General features: G+C 63.7%; 18 protein-coding genes. 8 read left to right on the forward strand and 10 right to left on the reverse strand.

Annotated elements, in window-relative coordinates:
- The first annotated feature begins 2 nt into the window (after positions 1–2).
- The 3 genes from AC07X6_RS05970 to AC07X6_RS05980 all read left to right on the forward strand — a co-directional run bounded on the left by AC07X6_RS05970 (position 3) and on the right by AC07X6_RS05980 (position 3,784).
- Positions 3–1,079, forward strand: coding sequence for a BMP family ABC transporter substrate-binding protein (locus AC07X6_RS05970; RefSeq protein WP_494790377.1), 1,077 nt, complete (start codon positions 3–5; stop codon positions 1,077–1,079).
- A gap of 121 nt (positions 1,080–1,200) precedes the next feature.
- Positions 1,201–2,037 carry an HDOD domain-containing protein gene (locus AC07X6_RS05975; protein ID WP_230538651.1) on the forward strand — a complete coding sequence of 279 codons (837 nt, stop codon included), beginning with the start codon at positions 1,201–1,203 and terminating at the stop codon, positions 2,035–2,037.
- Positions 2,038–2,173: 136 nt separating this feature from the next.
- Positions 2,174–3,784, forward strand: a complete 1,611-nt coding sequence (locus AC07X6_RS05980) for a M28 family peptidase (RefSeq protein ID WP_494790378.1) — start codon at positions 2,174–2,176, stop codon at positions 3,782–3,784.
- A gap of 44 nt (positions 3,785–3,828) precedes the next feature.
- Here AC07X6_RS05980 and AC07X6_RS05985 read toward each other — a convergent pair whose 3' ends face one another.
- Together AC07X6_RS05985 and AC07X6_RS05990 are read right to left on the reverse strand one after the other, a co-directional pair.
- Positions 3,829–5,049: an MFS transporter gene (locus AC07X6_RS05985; protein ID WP_494790379.1), complete on the reverse strand. Its 1,221-nt coding sequence runs from the start codon at positions 5,047–5,049 to the stop codon at positions 3,829–3,831.
- Between the two features lie 171 nt (positions 5,050–5,220).
- Complete coding sequence (locus tag AC07X6_RS05990) at positions 5,221–6,219, reverse strand: LLM class flavin-dependent oxidoreductase (RefSeq protein ID WP_494790380.1); 999 nt, start codon at positions 6,217–6,219, stop codon at positions 5,221–5,223.
- Between the two features lie 216 nt (positions 6,220–6,435).
- On the opposite strand from AC07X6_RS05990, the gene AC07X6_RS05995 reads away from it, so the two are divergent.
- The gene (locus AC07X6_RS05995) at positions 6,436–7,941 is read left to right on the forward strand and encodes a dipeptidase (protein ID WP_494790381.1); all 1,506 of its coding nucleotides are present in this window, start codon (positions 6,436–6,438) and stop codon (positions 7,939–7,941) included.
- Between the two features lie 194 nt (positions 7,942–8,135).
- Positions 8,136–9,257 carry a M24 family metallopeptidase gene (locus tag AC07X6_RS06000; RefSeq protein ID WP_494790382.1) on the forward strand — a complete coding sequence of 374 codons (1,122 nt, stop codon included), beginning with the start codon at positions 8,136–8,138 and terminating at the stop codon, positions 9,255–9,257.
- Between the two features lie 70 nt (positions 9,258–9,327).
- Here the strand turns inward: AC07X6_RS06000 and AC07X6_RS06005 are convergent, their stop codons facing one another.
- On the reverse strand, positions 9,328–9,795 hold the full coding sequence (locus tag AC07X6_RS06005; protein WP_494790383.1) for a hypothetical protein: 468 nt from the start codon (positions 9,793–9,795) through the stop codon (positions 9,328–9,330).
- Between the two features lie 220 nt (positions 9,796–10,015).
- Between AC07X6_RS06005 and AC07X6_RS06010 the strand changes: the two genes are divergently transcribed.
- A complete protein-coding gene (locus AC07X6_RS06010; protein WP_230538644.1) occupies positions 10,016–10,294 on the forward strand; it encodes a hypothetical protein in 279 nt (92 codons plus the stop codon).
- 14 nt (positions 10,295–10,308) lie between these two features.
- On the opposite strand, the gene AC07X6_RS06015 is transcribed toward AC07X6_RS06010, so the two are convergent.
- From AC07X6_RS06015 to AC07X6_RS06035, 5 genes are all read right to left on the reverse strand, one after another.
- On the reverse strand, positions 10,309–10,734 hold the full coding sequence (locus AC07X6_RS06015) for a VanZ family protein (RefSeq protein WP_474295138.1): 426 nt from the start codon (positions 10,732–10,734) through the stop codon (positions 10,309–10,311).
- A gap of 545 nt (positions 10,735–11,279) precedes the next feature.
- Positions 11,280–12,044 carry an SDR family NAD(P)-dependent oxidoreductase gene (locus AC07X6_RS06020; RefSeq protein ID WP_494790384.1) on the reverse strand — a complete coding sequence of 255 codons (765 nt, stop codon included), beginning with the start codon at positions 12,042–12,044 and terminating at the stop codon, positions 11,280–11,282.
- A gap of 23 nt (positions 12,045–12,067) precedes the next feature.
- Entirely contained in the window at positions 12,068–12,589 is a 522-nt protein-coding gene (locus AC07X6_RS06025) for a TPM domain-containing protein (protein WP_494790385.1), read from the reverse strand.
- A complete protein-coding gene (locus AC07X6_RS06030) occupies positions 12,589–13,425 on the reverse strand; it encodes a TPM domain-containing protein (protein WP_494790386.1) in 837 nt (278 codons plus the stop codon). The genes AC07X6_RS06025 and AC07X6_RS06030 overlap by 1 nt, the downstream gene beginning before the upstream one ends.
- A 1-nt stretch (position 13,426) precedes the next feature.
- Positions 13,427–14,041, reverse strand: coding sequence for a LemA family protein (locus AC07X6_RS06035; protein WP_070313665.1), 615 nt, complete (start codon positions 14,039–14,041; stop codon positions 13,427–13,429).
- A 138-nt stretch (positions 14,042–14,179) separates the two neighbouring features.
- Here AC07X6_RS06035 and pyrF point away from each other — a divergent pair, with 138 nt between their 5' ends.
- Positions 14,180–15,004, forward strand: a complete 825-nt coding sequence (pyrF, locus tag AC07X6_RS06040; protein WP_230538639.1) for an orotidine-5'-phosphate decarboxylase — start codon at positions 14,180–14,182, stop codon at positions 15,002–15,004.
- A gap of 43 nt (positions 15,005–15,047) precedes the next feature.
- Here pyrF and sbcB read toward each other — a convergent pair whose 3' ends face one another.
- Complete coding sequence (gene sbcB / locus AC07X6_RS06045) at positions 15,048–16,496, reverse strand: exodeoxyribonuclease I (protein WP_494790387.1); 1,449 nt, start codon at positions 16,494–16,496, stop codon at positions 15,048–15,050.
- A 158-nt stretch (positions 16,497–16,654) separates the two neighbouring features.
- On the opposite strand from sbcB, the gene AC07X6_RS06050 reads away from it, so the two are divergent.
- Positions 16,655–17,269, forward strand: a complete 615-nt coding sequence (locus tag AC07X6_RS06050; RefSeq protein ID WP_230538637.1) for a DUF5610 domain-containing protein — start codon at positions 16,655–16,657, stop codon at positions 17,267–17,269.
- Position 17,270: 1 nt separating this feature from the next.
- Here the strand turns inward: AC07X6_RS06050 and AC07X6_RS06055 are convergent, their stop codons facing one another.
- Complete coding sequence (locus AC07X6_RS06055; RefSeq protein ID WP_474295143.1) at positions 17,271–18,236, reverse strand: GGDEF domain-containing protein; 966 nt, start codon at positions 18,234–18,236, stop codon at positions 17,271–17,273.
- Positions 18,237–18,252 lie beyond the last annotated feature (16 nt).

An 18,252-nucleotide genomic window follows, 5' to 3' on the forward strand; every position in this document is an offset into this window, starting at 1 on the left:
CCATGTCCAAGAAACTAGTATGCGCCGCCGTTTGCAGTGCCATTTTGATGCCCGTCATGGCCGCCGCACCGGCCACCGCTCCGTTGAACGTCGGTTTCGTGTATATCAGCCCCATCGGCGACGCGGGCTGGACTACCCAGCATGATCAGGCGCGCAAGGAAATGGAAAAGGCGCTGGGCAACAAGATCAGCACCAAGTTTGTGGAAAACGTGCCGGAGAGCGCCGATGCGGAGCGCGTGATCCGCGACCTGGCGCAAACGGGCAGCAAGCTGGTCATCACGACCTCGTTCGGTTACATGAATCCCACCTTGAAAGTGGCGAAACAATTTCCTAATGTGAAGTTCATTCACTTGACCGGCTACAAGACGGCCGTCAACGTGGCCAACACGAATGCGCGTTTTTATGAAGGCCGCTACCTGGCTGGCGTGCTGGCAGGCAAGATGAGCAAGACCCACGTGGCCGGTTACGTGGCGGCGTTTCCCATCCCGGAAGTGTTGCAGGGAGTCAACGCCTTCACGCGCGGCATGCGCAGCGTCGACCCGAAGGCGGAAGTGAAAGTGGTGTGGGTGAATAGCTGGTTCGACCCGGGCAAGGAACGCGACGCGGCCATCACCCTGATCGGCCAGGGCGCCGATGTGGTCACCCACCACACGGACTCGACCGCCGTGGTGCAGGCGGCGGAAGAGAAGGGCAAGTATGCGATCGCCTACCACTCGGACATGAAAAAGTACGGGCCGAAGGCGCAGCTGGCCGCCGTCACCCATCACTGGGGCGACTATTACACGAAGCAGGCGCAGGCCGTGCTGGACGGTACGTGGAAGTCCAGCAGCACCTGGGGCGGCATCAAGGATGGCATGGTCAAGCTGGAAGGCATCAACACGGCCGTGCCCGCTGACGTGAAACAGTTTGTATTGGCGCGCGAGAAAGACTTGGTTGCTGGTAAGCTCAATCCTTTCAGCGCGCCGATCAAGGATAACGATGGCAAGGTGCGCCTGGACAAAGGCGTGCTGGACGATGTGGCGCTGACGAAGATGGATTATTTTGTCGAAGGCGTGGCAGGAAAAGTTTCCGGAAAGTAATAGGTTTGCGTTTGAACTTGCTGTAATATTGCCGGAAACGGGAGCAGGGCCGGGGATACATGCGCATTCCCGGCCCATCCACACAGCAGAGCCTGCATAGGCCCGTACCGGAGACAGACCCATGGACAGACTGGAAGTATTCAAGATTATCGCGCTGCAAGCGAGCAAGGGCGAACTGACGTTCCCCGCCAACGTCAAGGCCACCTTGAAGCTGCAGGAAGCGCTGGACGACCCCGATTGCCATATCGAAGCGGCCGCCCGCATGGTCATGGCCGAGCCGCTGCTGTCGGCCAGGGTCGTGGCCTTGGCCAACTCGGCCGCCTACAACCGTTCCGGCAATGAAATCGCCAATGTGCGCGCAGCCGTTTCGCGCCTGGGCTTTGCCACATTAAAGTCGATGGTGGCGTCCGTTATCGTGCGCCAGCTGGGCAGCCAGATCACGGACCCGCAATTGCGCGCCAAGGCGGCCAGACTGTGGGAGCACACGGCCCATGTGGCCGCGCTGAGCCAGGTGATCGCCCGGAAAGTCACGCATGTGGACGTGGAAACGGCCATGTTCGCCGCCATCGTGCACGAAGTGGGCGGCTTTTATCTGTTGTCGCGCGCCGAGGAATATCCGGGCTTGCTCGACGACAATACCGAAGACTGGATCGAATACGGCGAAAAACTGATCGGCCGCGGCGTGCTGCGCCAGTTGCAAGTGCCCGACATGGTCTTGCAAGCAGTGGAAGGCATGTGGCACGGCGGCAGCCCGTTCCCGCCCCGCACCCTGGGCGCGACCCTGGTGCTGGCCAACGATCTGTCGCCCGTCGGTTCGCCCCTGCACCCGCCGGAAAGCGCCGAGCGGCGCCAGGCGGCCGCGAAGATCGATTTCGGCATCGGCGGCAGCACCTTGCACACCATCCTCGAGGAATCGGCTGAAGAGATCGAATCCCTGGCGGCCGCCTTGCTGGTGTAAATTACGCCTCGATGACATCCCCGCCTTGCCGCGGGGATTTTTTTCGTCCGCATTTTGATGCATCTTTCCCCATGGCATACAATCGCCGGCCCGGCCATCCGCCGGACTGAATGTCTCCTCTTACCCAAAGGATCTTATGCAGAAGCTGTTTTCTTCCCTCGCCTTGACGGCGCTGGCGTTTTCCGCCCAAGCCGCTACCAGTTTGCCCGTGGTGCAGGAAGCGCCCCTGCGCGCCCACCTGGCCTTCCTGTCCAACGATTTATTGGAAGGCCGGGGCACGGGCCAGCGCGGTGCCGACCTGACGGTGGCTTACCTGGAAACCCAGGCGCAGATGGCTGGCCTGAAACCCGTGCGCGGCAACAGCTACCGCCAGAGCGTGCAGATCGCCGGCGTGAAGTCGCTGCCGGCCGTGAGCAGCCTGCAGGCGTTGGCGGGCGGCAAGGCCGTGCCGCTGGCATTCGGCCCGGACTGGGTGTGGGCCACGGGCGACTCCGTTGCCGCGCGCACATTTGACGCGCCGCTCGTCTTCGTCGGCTACGGCATCACGGCGCCGGAAGAGGGCTGGAACGATTTCAAGGGCGCCGATGTCAAAAACAAGATCGTCGTCATGATGGTCAACGACCCGCAGCCGACCGCGCTTGATCCGAACCGCTTTGCCAGCAAGGCGCTGACCTATTACGGCCGCTGGACGTATAAATTCGAGGAAGCCAAACGCCAGGGTGCCGCTGGCGTGTTGCTGATCCACACGAAACCGTCGGCCTCGTACGACTGGAGCGTCGTGCAGAACAGCTGGAGCGGCAGCGAGCGCTTCCAGTTGGCCGACCGCACGGCCGGCACGCCGCTGCAGGGCTGGATCGCGGAAGACGCGGCGCGCCGCCTGTTCGCGGCCGGCGGGCAAGACCTGGACGCCTTGCGCGCCAAGGCGGAAAACAAGGATTTCCAGGCCGTCGCCTTGAATGCCAAACTGTCGGGCGAGATGAAGTCCATCGTGCGCAAGGTAGAGCAGTTCAATATCGCCGGCACGGTGCCGGGCACCGACCCGGCATTGAAAGATGAAGCCGTCATCTACAGCGGCCACTGGGACCACCTGGGCAAGCAAGGTGACGCTGGAGACACGATTTACAACGGCGCCGTCGACAATGCCTCGGGCACGGCCGGCTTGTTGGCCATGGCGCAGGAAGCCGTGAAAAAGCCGGCGAAGCGCACGCAGATCTTCCTGTGGGTGGCGGCCGAGGAACAAGGCTTGCTGGGCAGCGCCGCTTATGCGGCCGATCCGCTGTGGCCTTTGGACAAGACGGCCGCCGCGCTGAACCTGGACAGCCTGAATTTCGTGGGCGCCACGCATGACATCGGCGCGCAGGGCAGCGAGCGCACGGAGCTGGGGGCGATGGCGGCGGCAACGGCCAAAGCCATGGGCATGCATATCGCCCCAGCCCGTCCCGACCTGGCCGGCGGTTATTTCCGCAGCGACCATTTCAGTTTTGCCAAGGCGGGCGTGCCCGCGTTTTCCATCAATGGCGGACGCGACTACATCAAGGACGTGGCCGCGTCGAAAGCCAAGGCGGCCGCCTACGGTCCCCGCTACCATCAGGTGACCGATGAGTACGATGCCAGCTGGGATTTGTCCGGCATGACGCAGCAGGCGCAATTTACCTTGAACCTGGGGCAGATGGTGGCAAATGCGGCGAAGATGCCGGCCTGGAAGGCGGGCGATGCGTTTGGCAAGGCGCGTGAGCAGGCGAAGTAAGGACGTAAAAAAACCGCTCTGTCGAGCGGTTTTTTTTGCGCTGGTCAGGTTGAGCTTGCCCGTTCCAGCCTGCGTTGCGTGTGCCGGTACTTGCTCCACACCAACAGCAGCAACAGCGGCATGGCGCCGCCCACCATGCACAGGGCGGGCCAGCCGCCGGCGGCAAAGCTGGCGCTGGCCAGGGCCGAGCCTGCCGACGCGCCGATGAAGCCGCCCGCGATGAACACGGTGGTCACGCGCGCCCGCGCATGCGGCGCCAGTTTATAGATGATGGACTGGTGCGTCACTTGCAGGCCCATCACGCCCATGTCCAGCAGGACGATGCCGATCAACAGCAGCACCAGCGAATGGGCGCCGAAGCCGATCAGGGCCCAGCCCGCGATCGAGGCGACGGCCAGCAGCCAGGTGGCCTGGCGCGCATAGCCGCGGTCGGCCATGCGGCCGGCCGTATTCGCGGCAAAGGCGCCCGTGGCGCCCGCCAGGCCGAACAGGCCGATCTGCATTTCCGAGTAGTGATACGGCGCGCCGCTGAGCAAGAAGGTCAGGCCCGTCCAGAACACGCTGAAGGTGCCCAGGCCCAGGCCCGAGAACAGGGCGCGCTGGCGCAGCAAGGGTTCCTGGCGGATGATGTCGGCCAGCGAGGCCATCAGCTTGCCGTATTGCAGCGTGCCCCGTGGTGCCTCGTTCGGCAGGATGCGGCGCAGCATGACGAGCAGGGCGGCCACGACGATGGCAGCCAGCACGTAGACGGTGCGCCAGCCGCCGCTGATCTGCGACACGGTGCCGGAGACGGTACGCGCCAGCAAGATGCCCAACAACAAGCCCGTCATGACGGTGCCCACCATGCGGCCCCGGCTGTGATCGGGCGCATACGACGCCACCATGGCCGTGACGACCATCAATGCGCTGGCCGTGATCCCCATCAAGACGCTGGCGATGGCAAAGACGATAATATTCTGGCTGGTAGCGGCCAGCAGCAGGGCACCGATCTTGGCGACCAGCATCCAGGTCAGCAACTGGCGGCGGTTCAGCACGTCGCTGAGGGGCACCAGGAAGACGATGCCCAGCACATAGCCGATCTGCGTGGCCGTGACCAGGTAGCCGGCTTGCGGCACGCTGACGCCAAACGAGGCGGCCAGCATGGACGTGAGCGGCTGCACGTAATACAGGCTGGCGACGAGCACGCCGGCGGACAGGGCGAACAACAGGATGCGGGTGGAGCTCAGCAGGGTGCTGGCGTCGACGGACGATGGTGCGGATTTCATGCGATACAACTTTCTTGGAATGATGCTTTTGGATGAGCATGATAGCGGGGTGGCGTAGTTCTTGCCGGGCGCGGCCGATTTTGCTACTGGGCGTGAGCAAAAAAATCCCGGCGATCGTTGCCGACGGCCGGGAAAAGGGTATTTGGGGAAATACCGGGGGAGACAGTGAAGTTACTGCGCGCGCGCCAGCTCCGCATGCACTTGCGCCGTGATTTCATACGAACGCAGCCGGTGCTGGTGCTCGAAGATTTGCGAGGTGATCATCAGCTCGTCGGCGCCCGTTTCGGCGATGAAGGAAGCCATCTTTGCCTTCACCGTGTCCGGTGCGCCGATGGCCGTGCACGACAGCACGGAATCGAGCATGGCGCGTTCCTGCGGGCCCAGCTGCTCCAGGTAGCCGGGCACGGGCGGCTGCAGACGCGACGGGCGGCCAGTGCGCAGGTTGACGAACGCTTGCTGCATCGACGTGGCGCGCAGGTGCGCTTCGGCATCCGTGTCGGCGGCGAACACATTAAAGCCCAGCATCACGTACGGTTGCGCCAATTGTTTGGACGGCTTGAAGTGTTCGCGGTAATAGGCCACGGCTTGCATCATCATCTGCGGCGCGAAGTGCGAGGCGAATGCGTACGGCAAGCCCAGGTGGGCGGCCAGCTGGGCGCCGAACAGGCTGGAACCGAGTATCCACACGGGTACTTTCGCGCCCTTGCCGGGCACGGCCAGCACGCGCTGGCGCGGCTCGTCGGACATGTAGTCGATCAATTCCAGCACGTCTTGCGGGAACTGTTCGGCGTTGGACTGCAGGTCGCGGCGCAGCGCGCGCGCCGTCGTCTGGTCGGAGCCGGGCGCGCGGCCCAGGCCCAGGTCGATGCGGCCCGGGTGCAGCGCTTCCAGTGTGCCGAACTGTTCCGCGATGACGAGCGGCGAGTGGTTCGGCAGCATCACGCCGCCCGCGCCCACGCGGATGGTTGTCGTGCCGGCCGCCACATGGGCGATGACGACGGCCGTGGCGGCGCTGGCGATGCCGGGCATGCCGTGGTGTTCGGCCAGCCAGTAGCGGTTAAAGCCCCAGCGTTCGCCGTGCTGCGCCAGGTCGAGCGTGTTCTTGAACGACTGGCTGGCGTTGCTGCCTTCGGCGATGGGCGCCAGGTCGAGTATGGAAAATGGAATCATGGTAGCGATATCGGGACGTGGTGGAAAATCACAATGGACGATTTGTCTATCCCCTGCCGCCGGCAGGGTCACCCATGACGGCGTGGCGGGGAAGACAGGCTGTGCACATGATAATGCGAATCGGGAATTTGCGTACTGATCGGTAAAAAACTCGTAGCGATTGGAAATCGGTGCGGGCGATGCTAGAGTGGGCCTCCCCATTTCACGCGCCCCGCCATGTTCAAGAAACCCCTGCTGTTGTCCCTGCTTGGCCTGCTGCTGCAGCCCTCCGTTCACGCCGCTCCCGTCAGCCCGCAGGCGCAGGAGACGGCCCGCTACGCGCTGGCCACCTATCCCGAACCGCTGATCGCCAGCCTGGCGCAGATGGTCAGTTTCAACACGGTGGCCGACCCGGCCGTGCCGTTTGCCGACAATCCCCAGCACGCGGGTTTTAAACGCTACCTGGCGGCCGAGGCGCAGCGCCTGGGATTCGATTTCCACGATCACGGCCACGTGGTGATCATTGGCATGGGCAAGGGCAGCGAGCGGGTGGGCGTGATCACGCACGGCGACGTGCAGCCCGTCAATCCCGCCAAGTGGGCCCGCTCGCCATTCGAGCTGGACCGTACCAGCGAACCGGGAAAATTGCTGGGACGGGGCACGGAAGACGACAAGGGCCCCATCGCCACGGCCCTGTATGCGATGAAAGCCATCCAGGACAAGCAAGTGCCGTTGAGCAAGCGCATCGAGCTGTACGTGTACATGGCCGAGGAATCGGACTGGGAACCGCTGAAACAATTCCTGAAAACCCACACGCCGCCGCAGGTGAACATCACCATCGATGCGGAATATCCGGTGGTGACGGCCGAGAAAGGCTACGGCTCCATCAAGCTGACCTTGCCGCCGCGCACGGCACTGCCGGCCGAGGGCGGCCCCGTGCTGAAGAGCCTGACGGGCGGCTTTTTCGGCAGCCAGATCCCGGAAGACGCCACCGCCGTCATCGAACGCGCGCCGGCCGCGCTGGAAGCGGCCATCCGCGCCCGCGCGCAGCGGCAACAGGGCGTGCGCTACACGTATGCGCGCGATGGCGGCACCTTGAGCGTGACGGCGCTGGGCGTGTCGGCCCACTCGTCGAAGCCGGAAGACGGCGTCAACGCCATCAGCATGCTGGCCGACGCCCTGGCCGTGCAGCCGTGGCAGGGCACGCAGGCGGCCGACATGCTGTCGTTCCTGAATGAACTGGTGGGCACCGGTATTTACGGCGAACGCTTCGGCCAGATCGCCTACCGCGACGGTTTCATGGGGCCGATGACGGTGGCGCCTACCGTGCTCAAGCAGCAAGGCGGGGAACTGGAACTCAATATCAATTTGCGCCGTCCGCAAGGCAAGACGGCAGCCGTGCTGCAGCAGCAGGTGACGGCCGCCTTCGACGGCTGGAAGGCGCGGCGCCAGGTACCGGCCGCGCTGCAGGTGCAGATCGGCGAGCCGTGGCTGCAGACGGACGCGCCGCAGATTCCCACCTTGCTATCCGTTTTCGAACATTACACGGGGATCGCCAAGCCGCAGCCGGTGGCCATCGGCGGCGGCACCAATTCGCGGTTGTTCCCGAACGCCGTCAGCTTCGGCCCCACCATGCCGCACACCGTGTACACGGGGCATTCCGAGCACGAGTTCATCACGGAAAAACAGTTGCTGCTGAACTTGCAGATGTACACGGCCGTGCTGATTGAACTGGCGAAATAGTCGCTTGCAAAAATAGCGGGAAGTCATAGACTGCAAGCCTGAGACGAGGCCAGGCGCCGAACTTTTTATGCGCGTGCTGGTCTTACGTTTCCATGTAGGAAGGGAGCAGCTATGCATGCACAACAGGACGCCCGGCTGGCGCCAGGCAGGGCAGGCGGGGCGGTGGCGTGCCGCATCCCGCACGAGGAGCGGTCATGAACTGGCCGCTGGAACTGGAAGTGGCGCACAAGCTGGCGCAGATGCGGGGCTGGCTGGAAGACCAGCATGCCGGCGCCGTGCGCCTGCGTGGCGTGGACTGGTTTGCGTGGGCCACGGCGGGCGCGTCGAACAGCCATCGTCATACTGCCGAGTGCGGCTGCGCGGAAGTGCTGGTGACGCGCGCCGCCGCCTACATCCTGACGGACGAAGCCGAAGCCATGCGCATGCGCGAGGAAGAGGTGCGCGGGCCATGGACGTGGCAGGTGTCGCCGTGGATGCAGCCGCAGCTGTATGAATTGCGCGAGCATTTCGTGCAGCATGCGGCCGGCGGCTTGCCTGTTTTGTCCGACCGGCCAGGCTTGCACGAACGCAGCCTGCCCGTGGCCCTGCGCGAAGAGCGGCTGGTGCTGCTGGAATCGGAGCAGCAGCGCTACCGGCAGGTGGGACAGCTGGCCGCCAGCGCGGCCGCGGATGCGCTGCGCCAGGCCCGCCCCGACTGGAGCGAACTGGAGCTGGCTGCCGCCTGCGTGCGTGCGCTGTGGCTGCGCGGCTTGCAGGCCGTGCACGTGCTGGTCAGCGGCGAGGAACGCCAACACCGTTATCGGCGCGCGCCGCCGGCCCAGGTGGTGCTGGGCACGCAAGCCGTGCTGGCCCTGTGCGCGCGGCGTTTCGGCCTGTGCGCCAGCCTCAGCCGTCAACGGCGCTTTGGCCCGCCGCAGCGTCGCGCCGATGGCGTGGCCGTGGGCGATGCCGATGCCGCCATGCTGGCGCTGGAAGCCGTGGCGCTCGACGCTTGCGAAACGGGTCGTGCCCTGAGCATGGTGTACCACGCGCTCGACAGCGCCTACGCCTATGCGGGCCAGCCCGATACGGTGCGCACCAGCCGGCAGGGTGGTATCCATGGCTACCTGGCGCCCGAAGTGGCAGCTGGCGCGCATACGGAAATCATCCTCAAGCGGGGCATGGCCCTGGCATTCCACCCCAGCCTGCCCGGCAGCACGGTGGAAGACACGTTTTTGCTCGACGGCAACCAATTGCACAACCTGACGCACGACCCGGCCTGGCCTTCGGCCATGGTGCAAGGCCGCAGCCGGCCGCTGACCCTGGCGCTGGCCTGATGCGCCTTGATGCGGCCAGGGGCGGAAAACGTCGGCAGGCAGCGGCAAGTGTCGGCCAGCACCGGCTGCATCAATAGCGCTGCATCACGCCTTTTTGCACGCTGACCCGGTCGCCGATCTGGAAGGCGGGCTGGGTATTTTGCATAAAGGTGCGCGTCGTGCCGTCGTCCAGGCGCAAGGTGACGCGGTACAGCATGGTGCCCGCCGCCCCCGAGGTGCTGCCGGCCGTGCCCGAGGCGCCCGCCTGCATGTCGGCACTGCCTTGATCCATGCCGCGCGGCACGGTTTCTATCGATTGCACCGTGGCCGAGCTGATGTTCATGCTGGACTGGCCCGCCATATCGCTGCTCATGCCGGTATCGGTGGCGGTACTGGCTGTGCTGCTGGCCGGCATGCTGCTTTGCGGCGTCGTGCCGGCCGGTGCGGCATAGGTTTCGCCGCTGTTGCTGCGCGCCAGGCTGGCATTGTCCGTGGAATGGCAGGCCGCCAGCAAGGCGCATGTCAGGCCGGTCAGCAGCAGGGTTTTTTTCGATCTCATCTTGGTCTCCTCATGGTCGAACACTCAGGATCGGCACCCGCGGTGAGGCGGATAGCAGCGATTGCTGCATGTAAGAGCATGGCGTCGCCGGGATGTTCGGCGCCCGTCATTGGTGATTGAGCTAGATCAAGCGTCTAATTGCCGTGCTTGGTATAAAAGATGCTGGCAATTACCACTTCGTGCGGCTGCACGTTTCCTCACTGTTGAATCGGGAGAAAAAATGTCATCTGGCCCTACCGTAAAACTGATCGATGAGTTGGTGCTGGCCGTCGCCGGCACCGCGCACGATGCCCGTGCGCGCCATGTACTGGCCCAGGCCTTGCATGGACTGGTGCGGCTGGCGCGCTCGGAACAGTTGCTGGACATGCAGCGCGATGCGGCACGCGCCATGGGCGCCGGCAGCCGGCGCGAGGCGCGCGCCCTGATGCGGCGCCTGGGCGCGCGCAGCCAGGGGCAGTTGCGGCTGGCATTGCAGGATAGCGAGGCGGACCGCGCCTGACGGACGGTGCCGGTTCAGCCTTTGGGCAGCGGCGCGCCCTGAGCCAGGGCGGCGGCGACCATTTTCGGCCAGAGGAAATACAGCGGCAGGCAGACCGCCGCGGCGGCCGTGATATCGACCACCCAGTCGCTGACGGCGCCATGGCGGTAAGGCAGGAAGCTCTGGATGAATTCGTCCAGCGCGCCCATGGCCGCCACCATCAGCACGGCCAGCACTGCGCGGCGCGCCATGCCGCCGGACGTGCCGCTGAACAGGATCAGGGCCAGCACGCCGTAGCCGAAGGAATGCAGCACGCCGCCCGACGCATATTGGCCCACGTCGGCGCGCACGCCGGGAATGTCGCCGATCAAAATCACCAGGACATACAACACCAGGGCCGTGCGGTAGCGCAGGCGTTCGTAACGGTCGGAAAAACAGAGTTCGGGCAAGGGGGCGGACATGATGCGTCAGGATAAATGGAAAGGTACTCACAATATCATGCGCATGGCGGGCCACCGTGTTCTTGCGCAAGAGCTTGCCGGTCAGGCAAAAAAAAAGGCCCGCGGGGGCGCGGGCCAAAAACCCAAATGAAATGGGTCAAGAGTTGAGAGTTGCTCGGTACTTACCATGTCGCGCGCCTTGCCGGCGCCCGCCACGGTCATGAAAGGGGAGTGGTGTGCCATTGCGGCACACCTGTCTGTAGTCAGGCATATCGGTTGCCTGTACAGCAGATGAAGCAAGTATAGGGGGCGAACATGACGGGCCTATGACACGCCGCAACATTTTTGAGGAAACCGGCAGATTGATGGAAAAATTCGGGCGGCATGGCAAGAATAGCCATGTTTCAGTCGCGACAGCAAAAAAAAAGCCCGCTGGTGAAAGCGGGCTTAAAACTATTTTCTTGGAGGAGAATAGTGGAGACGGGTGCATTATGCTGCGTCGCACGATATGTGTCTAATGATCTTTTTAGATATGCATTATTCTTTTTTGATATAACTCGCCGGTTTCACTCTTTCACGGCCACCGTGTAGTTGAGCGCCATGCGTCCGCCATCGACATAGATGGTCTGGCCCGTCATATAGCTGGCGTCGTCGCTGGCCAGGAAGGCGGCGATGCCGGCCACTTCTTCCGGTTCGCCGCAGCGGCCCAGCGGCGTGCGCGACAAAATCGTGTGGCGCGCCTGCGGGCTCGACAGCACCGCCTGCCTGGCCAGTTCCGTCAGGATGGTGCCCGGCCCGATGCCGTTCACGCGCACGCCGTGCGGGGCCAGGTTCAGGGCCATGACCTTGGTCAGCTGGTTGATGGCGCCCTTCGACACCACGTACGGCACCTGGTTCGGAATGGCCAGCTCCGCATTCACGCTGGACATATTGATGATGCAGCCGCTGTTGCGCTTGACCATCTCGCGCGCCACGGCCTGGCCGCACAGGAACATCGATTTCAGGTTGATGCGCATGACCCGGTCGAAATCGTCTTCGCAGACGTCGAGGAAATCGGCCGCGTGCGTGACGCCCGCATTGTTGACGAGGATATCGATGTGGCCGAACTGCGCCAGCGTTTCCTTCAGCATCGCATCGACGTCCGCCTTCTGGCTGACGTCGGCGCAAAAGAAGCGCGCCTGCGGCCCGAGGGCGGCCGCTGCCTGCGCGCCTTCTTCCTTGATGTCGACCAGCATCACCTGCGCCCCTTCGGCGATCAGGCGGCTGGCGCAAGCCAGGCCGATGCCTTGCGTGGCGCCCGTGACGATGGCGGTTTTATTGAGCAGTTTCATGTAATCGCCTCGGCGGGAAGGATTCAGAGGAGGATGGGTTCGTTCGGCAACTGGTTGCCGCGCGTCCCATCGGCAGGGAAGTGGCTTTGCAGCATGGCATTCAACTGCTGCAAGGCATCGAGCGTGCTGTCGTGGTAATTGCCATCCTTGAAACCGCCCGTCATGGCGCGGCATACGGCTTGCCACTGTTCCTGCGTGATGCGGCGGCCCACGTTGCGGTCGGCCACGATATCGACCTGGTGCTCGGCCAGGTTGATATAGATCAGCACGCCAACGTTGTCTTCCGTATCCCACACGCCATACTGGGCGAACAGTTCGCGCGCCCGCTCGCGGTTACTCACGCCCTGGTAAGCCATGCCCGGCGTCAGGGCCGCTTCGACGATCAGGCGCACTTCCGCCCGGTGCATCGCTTCACCGTCGGCGATGGCCGTTTCGATGGCTTTCAGGGTGCGTTCCGGAAACGCCTGGCGTGCCGTCGCTGGCGTGCCCCGCAAATGTTTCAAGGCGCGTCCGCAGCGTTGTCCGAATGTCAGTTGTTTCGTCATTACCAATCTCCCGAGGCGCCGCCGCCGTCAAAACCGCCGCCGCCGCCACCGAAGCCACCGCCGCCACCGCCTCCGCCAAAACCACCGCCGCCGCCGAAGCCGCCACCGCCACCGCGGTTGTTCAGCGCCTGGCTCAAAATGCTGCCCAGCACGACGCCGGTGGCGCCGCTGGACCAGTTGCTGCCGCGCTGCAGCCGGTTTGGGCCGCCACGCGAGCGGAACACGGTCACGAGCACAAGAAAGCCGAAGAACAGCAGCGGCAGCCAGAAGGTCAGGCCGCCCGCTTCCACGGTCGCCGGCGCCTGTTTTTGCGCCGGGGCGGGGAATTGCTCCTGGTTCAGCAAGGTGGCAATCGCCCCCACGCCGGCCACCAGGCCGCCGTAATAGTCGTTCTGCTTGAAATGCGGAGCGATCACGTCTTGCAGGATGCGTTTCGATTGCGCATCCGTCAGCACGCCCTGCACGCCGCGGCCCGCTTCGATGCGCAGGCGGCGCAAGGACGAGGGATTGTCTTTCGCCACCATCAGCAGCACGCCGTCATCGACGCCCTTGCGGCCCAGCTTCCAGGCATCCGTCACGCGGATGCTGTATTGCTCGATGGCTTCCGGTTCCGTGCTCTTGACCAGCAGCACGGCGATCTGGCTGCCCGTCTTGGCTTCGTAGTCGGCCAGCACGCCTTCCAGCGCCGCTTTTTGCTTGTCATCGAGCATGCCGGCGTTGTCCGTCACGCGCGCGGCCAGCGGCGGCACGGGCTGCAAGCCCTGCGCGCCGGCCGGCGGCATCGCCCACAGCAGCAGGGCCGTCGCCAGCGCGGCCAGATAAGACCAGGCGTTCATCTTATTTGCCGAAGTTGACGGTCGGCGCGGTCGAGATGGCTTTTTCATTTTCCACCGTGAACGACGGCTTGACCTTGTAGCCGAAGACCATCGCCGTCAGGTTGTTCGGGAAGCTGCGCGCATGCACGTTGTAATCCTGCACGGCGGCAATGTAACGCTGGCGCGCCACGGTGATGCGGTTTTCCGTGCCTTCCAGTTGCGACTGCAGGTCGCGGAAGCTGGTATCGGCTTTCAGGTCAGGATATTTCTCGGACACCACCATCAGGCGCGACAGGGCCGACGACAGCTGGCCCTGCACCTGCTGGAATTTCTCGAACGCGGCCGGGTCGTTCAGCACTTCGGGCGTGATCTGGAAACTGGTGGCCGCGGCGCGCGCCTTGGTCACCGCTTCCAGCGTTTCGCGCTCGTGCGTGGCATAGCCCTTGACGGTATTGACCAGGTTGGGGATCAGGTCGGCGCGGCGCTGGTACTGGTTGACCACTTCGCCCCAGGCCGCCTTGGTGGCTTCGTCCTTGCTCTGGAAGTCGTTGTAGCCGCAGCCCGTCAGGATGCCGGCCAGGACGGTGACGCTCAGCGCCAGGCGCAGCCATTTGGTGAATTGATTGGTGATTTGCATGATGGGTTCCGTGCTGAGTAAGGGAGGTGAGGCAAATATACCTGAAACGGCCCGCCATGTCGGTTTAATAAGCGCGGGTGGCCGTGTCTGGCCGCGTTACAATACGGGGTTTGCAACTGAATATAGAGAAGGTGTGCCGTGAATTTCATCAATAAATTATCCGCCGCGTGGACGGCCAATAATTCCCTGCTGTGCGTGGGCCTCGACCCCGACCTGGCGAAACTGCCGGCGGACCTGCGCGACTTGCCTGATGGAATCACCACCTTTTGCACGCGCATCATCGACGCCACGGCCGACCTGGCCTGCGCCTTCAAGCCGCAGATCGCGTATTTTGCCGCGCTGGGCGCGGAAAAGCAGCTGGAAGACATCTGCCGCTACGTGCGCGAGAATTATCCGCACATTCCGCTGATCCTCGACGCAAAACGGGGCGACATCGGCGCCACGGCCACGCAATACGCGCGCGAAGCGTTCGAGCGCTACGGCGCCGACGCCGTCACCGTGAACCCGTACATGGGCGAGGATTCGCTTGATCCCTACCTGGCGTGGAAAGACCGCGGCGTGATCATCCTGTGCCGCACCTCGAATCCGGGCGGTTCGGACCTGCAATTCCTGAATACGGACGGCGAACCGCTGTACCAGCGCGTGGCGCGACTGGTGGCCGAGAAATGGAACAAGAATGGCCAGTGCGCGCTCGTCGTCGGCGCCACGTTCCCTGAAGAACTGGCGCAAGTGCGCGCCATCGTCGGCGACATGCCGCTGCTGGTGCCCGGCATCGGCGCCCAGGGCGGAGACATCGCCGCCACCGTCGGCGCAGGCCAGACGGCGAACGGCATGGGCATGATGATCAGCTCCTCGCGCGCCATCATCTACGCCAAGCCGCAGGACGGCGAAGACTGGGCCGACGCGGCGCGCCGCGTGGCGATTGAAACGCGCGATGCGATCAATCAGCACCGTTCGGTTTAAGTTGCATGCATACAAAATGCCGGGCTAGCCCGGCATTTTGCATTCAGTCTCTTTGCGGGGCGACGATCTCCGCATAATCGTAGAGTTCGCCAAGAATCTCTTCCCCCCGCTCATCGACCGATTCCGACAGCACGTCGATTTCCGTAAACAGCATTTCGATGGTGCGGGCGCCGCCGTCGCCGTCGAACAATCGGGCGGCGCGGTGCTGTTCCCAGCGCAGGCTTTCCGCTTCGCTCAGGGTTTGCGGGAAATTGCGGGCGCGGTAGCGGAACAGCAATTCCTGCAAGCGTTCGTCGGCAAACGAGGGGCGGGCCGTGGCCAGCTTGGCCGGCGTGTCGCGGCGCAAGGATTCGAGCAGGCGGCGGTCGTCGTTGCTGACGAAACCGTTGTACAAATCCTCATCCACGTCCAGGGCCGTATTGGCGCCCGGGCGCTGGAAGACTTCGGCCCAGATGGCATCCATGTTCGGCGCCGCGGCGGCGAATTGCGCGTTGACCTTCGCCGCGTCCAGATCGATGCCCCATTGCGCGGCCATGGCGGGCGACAGGGTCTTTAAATTGCCCACCAGCATGGGCGACTTGTTCAAATGCACGCTTTTCACGGGCAGGCGCGTCATGCCTTCCGGCATGGCTTCCTTGCGCGTGAATAAACGCGTGCGGATGGTGTCGGCGTCCAGTTCGAACAGTTCGCGCGGGTCGTAGGCGCAATCCCAGACGAGGATCTCGTTTTTGTTGCTCGGGTGCGTGGCCAGCGGCCAGACGACGCCCAGGCAACCGCGTTCGGCCGGGAACATGCCGGACACGTGCAGGAAGGGCTGGCGCTCGCCGGCGGCCAGGTGCATGCCCATTTCGCTGGCGACCCGGTCCTTCTTGTGCAGGGCCAGGCAGAATTCGAACAGTTTCGGCTGCTTCTGCTTGATCAGGCGCGCCAGGGCGATGGTGGCGCGCACGTCCGATAGCGCATCATGCGCCGCTTCGTGGACGAGGCCATTGGCCTTGCTCAAGTGTTCCAGTTTAAAACTGGTCTGGCCATCGTCGCGCTTCGGCCATTGAATGCCTTCCGGGCGCAGCGCGTGCGTCATGCGCACGACGTCGAGGATGTCCCAGCGGCCGCAATGGTTCTTCCATTCGCGCGCATACGGGTCGATCAGATTGCGCCAGAACAGGAAACGCGTGACTTCATCGTCGAAACGGATGGTGTTGTAGCCCACGCCGATGGTGCCCGGCTCCGAAAAGGCCGCTTCGATGGTGGCGGCGAACTGGTGCTCGGGCACGCCCAGCTGCAAACACTGCTGCGGCGTGATGCCCGTGATCAGGCACGATTGCGGGTCGGGCAGGAAATCATTGGCAGGCTGGCAATACAACATGATCGGCTCGCCGATCTCGTTGAGATCCGCATCCGTGCGGATGGCGGCGAACTGGGCCGGGCGGTCGCGGCGCGGCTGGGCGCCAAAGGTTTCGTAGTCGTGCCAAAGAAAGGTCTGGTTAGTCATTGATGGTCGTAACTTAATGTTGCTGAATGGGTTATCCGGGCCGCTAAAAACAAGCCGCCGCTTCAGTTTTCTGAAAACCTGCCGATACTACACGAGAGGATGGTCATCATCGCGTTTCCCGCATGGTGGCATACATTGTCCGTTCAAGGAGGTCTATCGTGTCAATTCCCATCGCCGCAAGCGGCAATTCCACCCCTTCCGTGACTTCCGTCAGTACGGGTGTTGCCGGAAAGGACGATAAAGTCCAGCAAAAGGATGGCGTCAACGCTGAAATGAGCGTCAATGACCGCACCAAGCTGCAATTGAACGCTTCCATCATGCAGGCGTCGCTGAACGTGTCCATCGGTTCGGAAAACGAGCCGCTGGCGCTGCTGTACAAGACAGCCATCACCAACATCAATGAAGCGCTGAAGGGCCAGTACGGCGAGGACGCGATCCAGAACGCCGCCTCGCAGGACAACAGCGCCGAAGCGACGGCGAGCCGCATCGTCTCGCTGTCGACGGGTTTTTTCGACGCCTACAAGAAGCAGAACCCCGGCATGGACGACGATACGGCCCTGACCAAGTTCATGGACACCATCAGCGGCGGCATGGAAAAAGGCTTCAAGGAAGCGCGCGACATCCTGGGCGGCTTGAAAGTGCTGAACGGCGATATCGCCGGCAATATCGACAAGACGTATGAGCTGGTGCAGAAGGGCTACGCGGATTTCATCGCCGCCCACAGCAGCAAGAAGGATGATGCCGCCAAGCCGGCCGACAGCAAGGCTGCCTGAGCTACAGCATGACCCGGTTGCGGCCCGATGCTTTGGCGCGATACAGCGCCGCGTCGGCCGCGGCGATCAGCGCTTCGTCGTCCTGTCCGGTCGCCAGGCTGGCCACGCCGAAGGAACCCGTGATGTGCGGCAGCGCGCTGCGCATGTCGGCGAAGATGACGGCGAGCTGCATGCGCTCGCACAGGCGCTCGGCCACGCGCAAGGCCACGTGTTCGTTGGTATCGGGCAAGATCACCATCATTTCCTCGCCACCATAGCGCACGGCAAAATCCGTGGGCCGCAGGGCCGCGCCCAGCACTTGCGCGGCGATGCGCAGCGCCTGGTCGCCCGCCTGGTGGCCGTGGGTGTCGTTGAAGCGCTTGAAATGGTCGAGGTCTATCATCACCAGCGACAGCGGCGAGCCGCTGGCGTGGGCCGTGACGATCATGTTCGGCAGTAAATCAGTGAGCCAGGCGCGGTTGTACAAGCCCGTCAGGCTGTCGACCATCGACAGCTGGCGGTAGAATTCGCCCAGTTTCTGCCGGCGGCGCAGCAGGGCGTTGGCGGCGCGGATGCGGAAGGACAGCAGCCGCAGCAGGTTGCGCGCCAGGCCGTTCGATTGCTCGATCAATTCCCAGACGATGGCCGCGTCGATTACCAGCAAATCGGTTTCTTCCAGGGCGGAAATGGCGGCCAGGTTGCTCGCTTCATCGAGCACCGACTGTTCCCCCACGCTTTCGCCGGGCAAGACCTTGCTGACGGTGCCGTCATCCATGCCCGTGTGGGTGTCGGCGGCCACGGCCAGCGAGCCGCGCAGGACGATGTACAGGCTGGCACCTTGCGTGTCGGCAATGGCTTCACCCGCTTCGAGGCGCACCACGGGGCAGGGCGCCAGCATGGCGGCCGTCTGGCTATCCGCCCCATCGCGAAATAGCTGTAAATCGCCGATGTTGCAGCCTGAAGCGCTGAAGTTGCCGATCTGTTCCACAATCACACTTTCAAAA

This window comes from Janthinobacterium sp. GW460-12-1-14-LB5 (assembly GCF_059423585.1).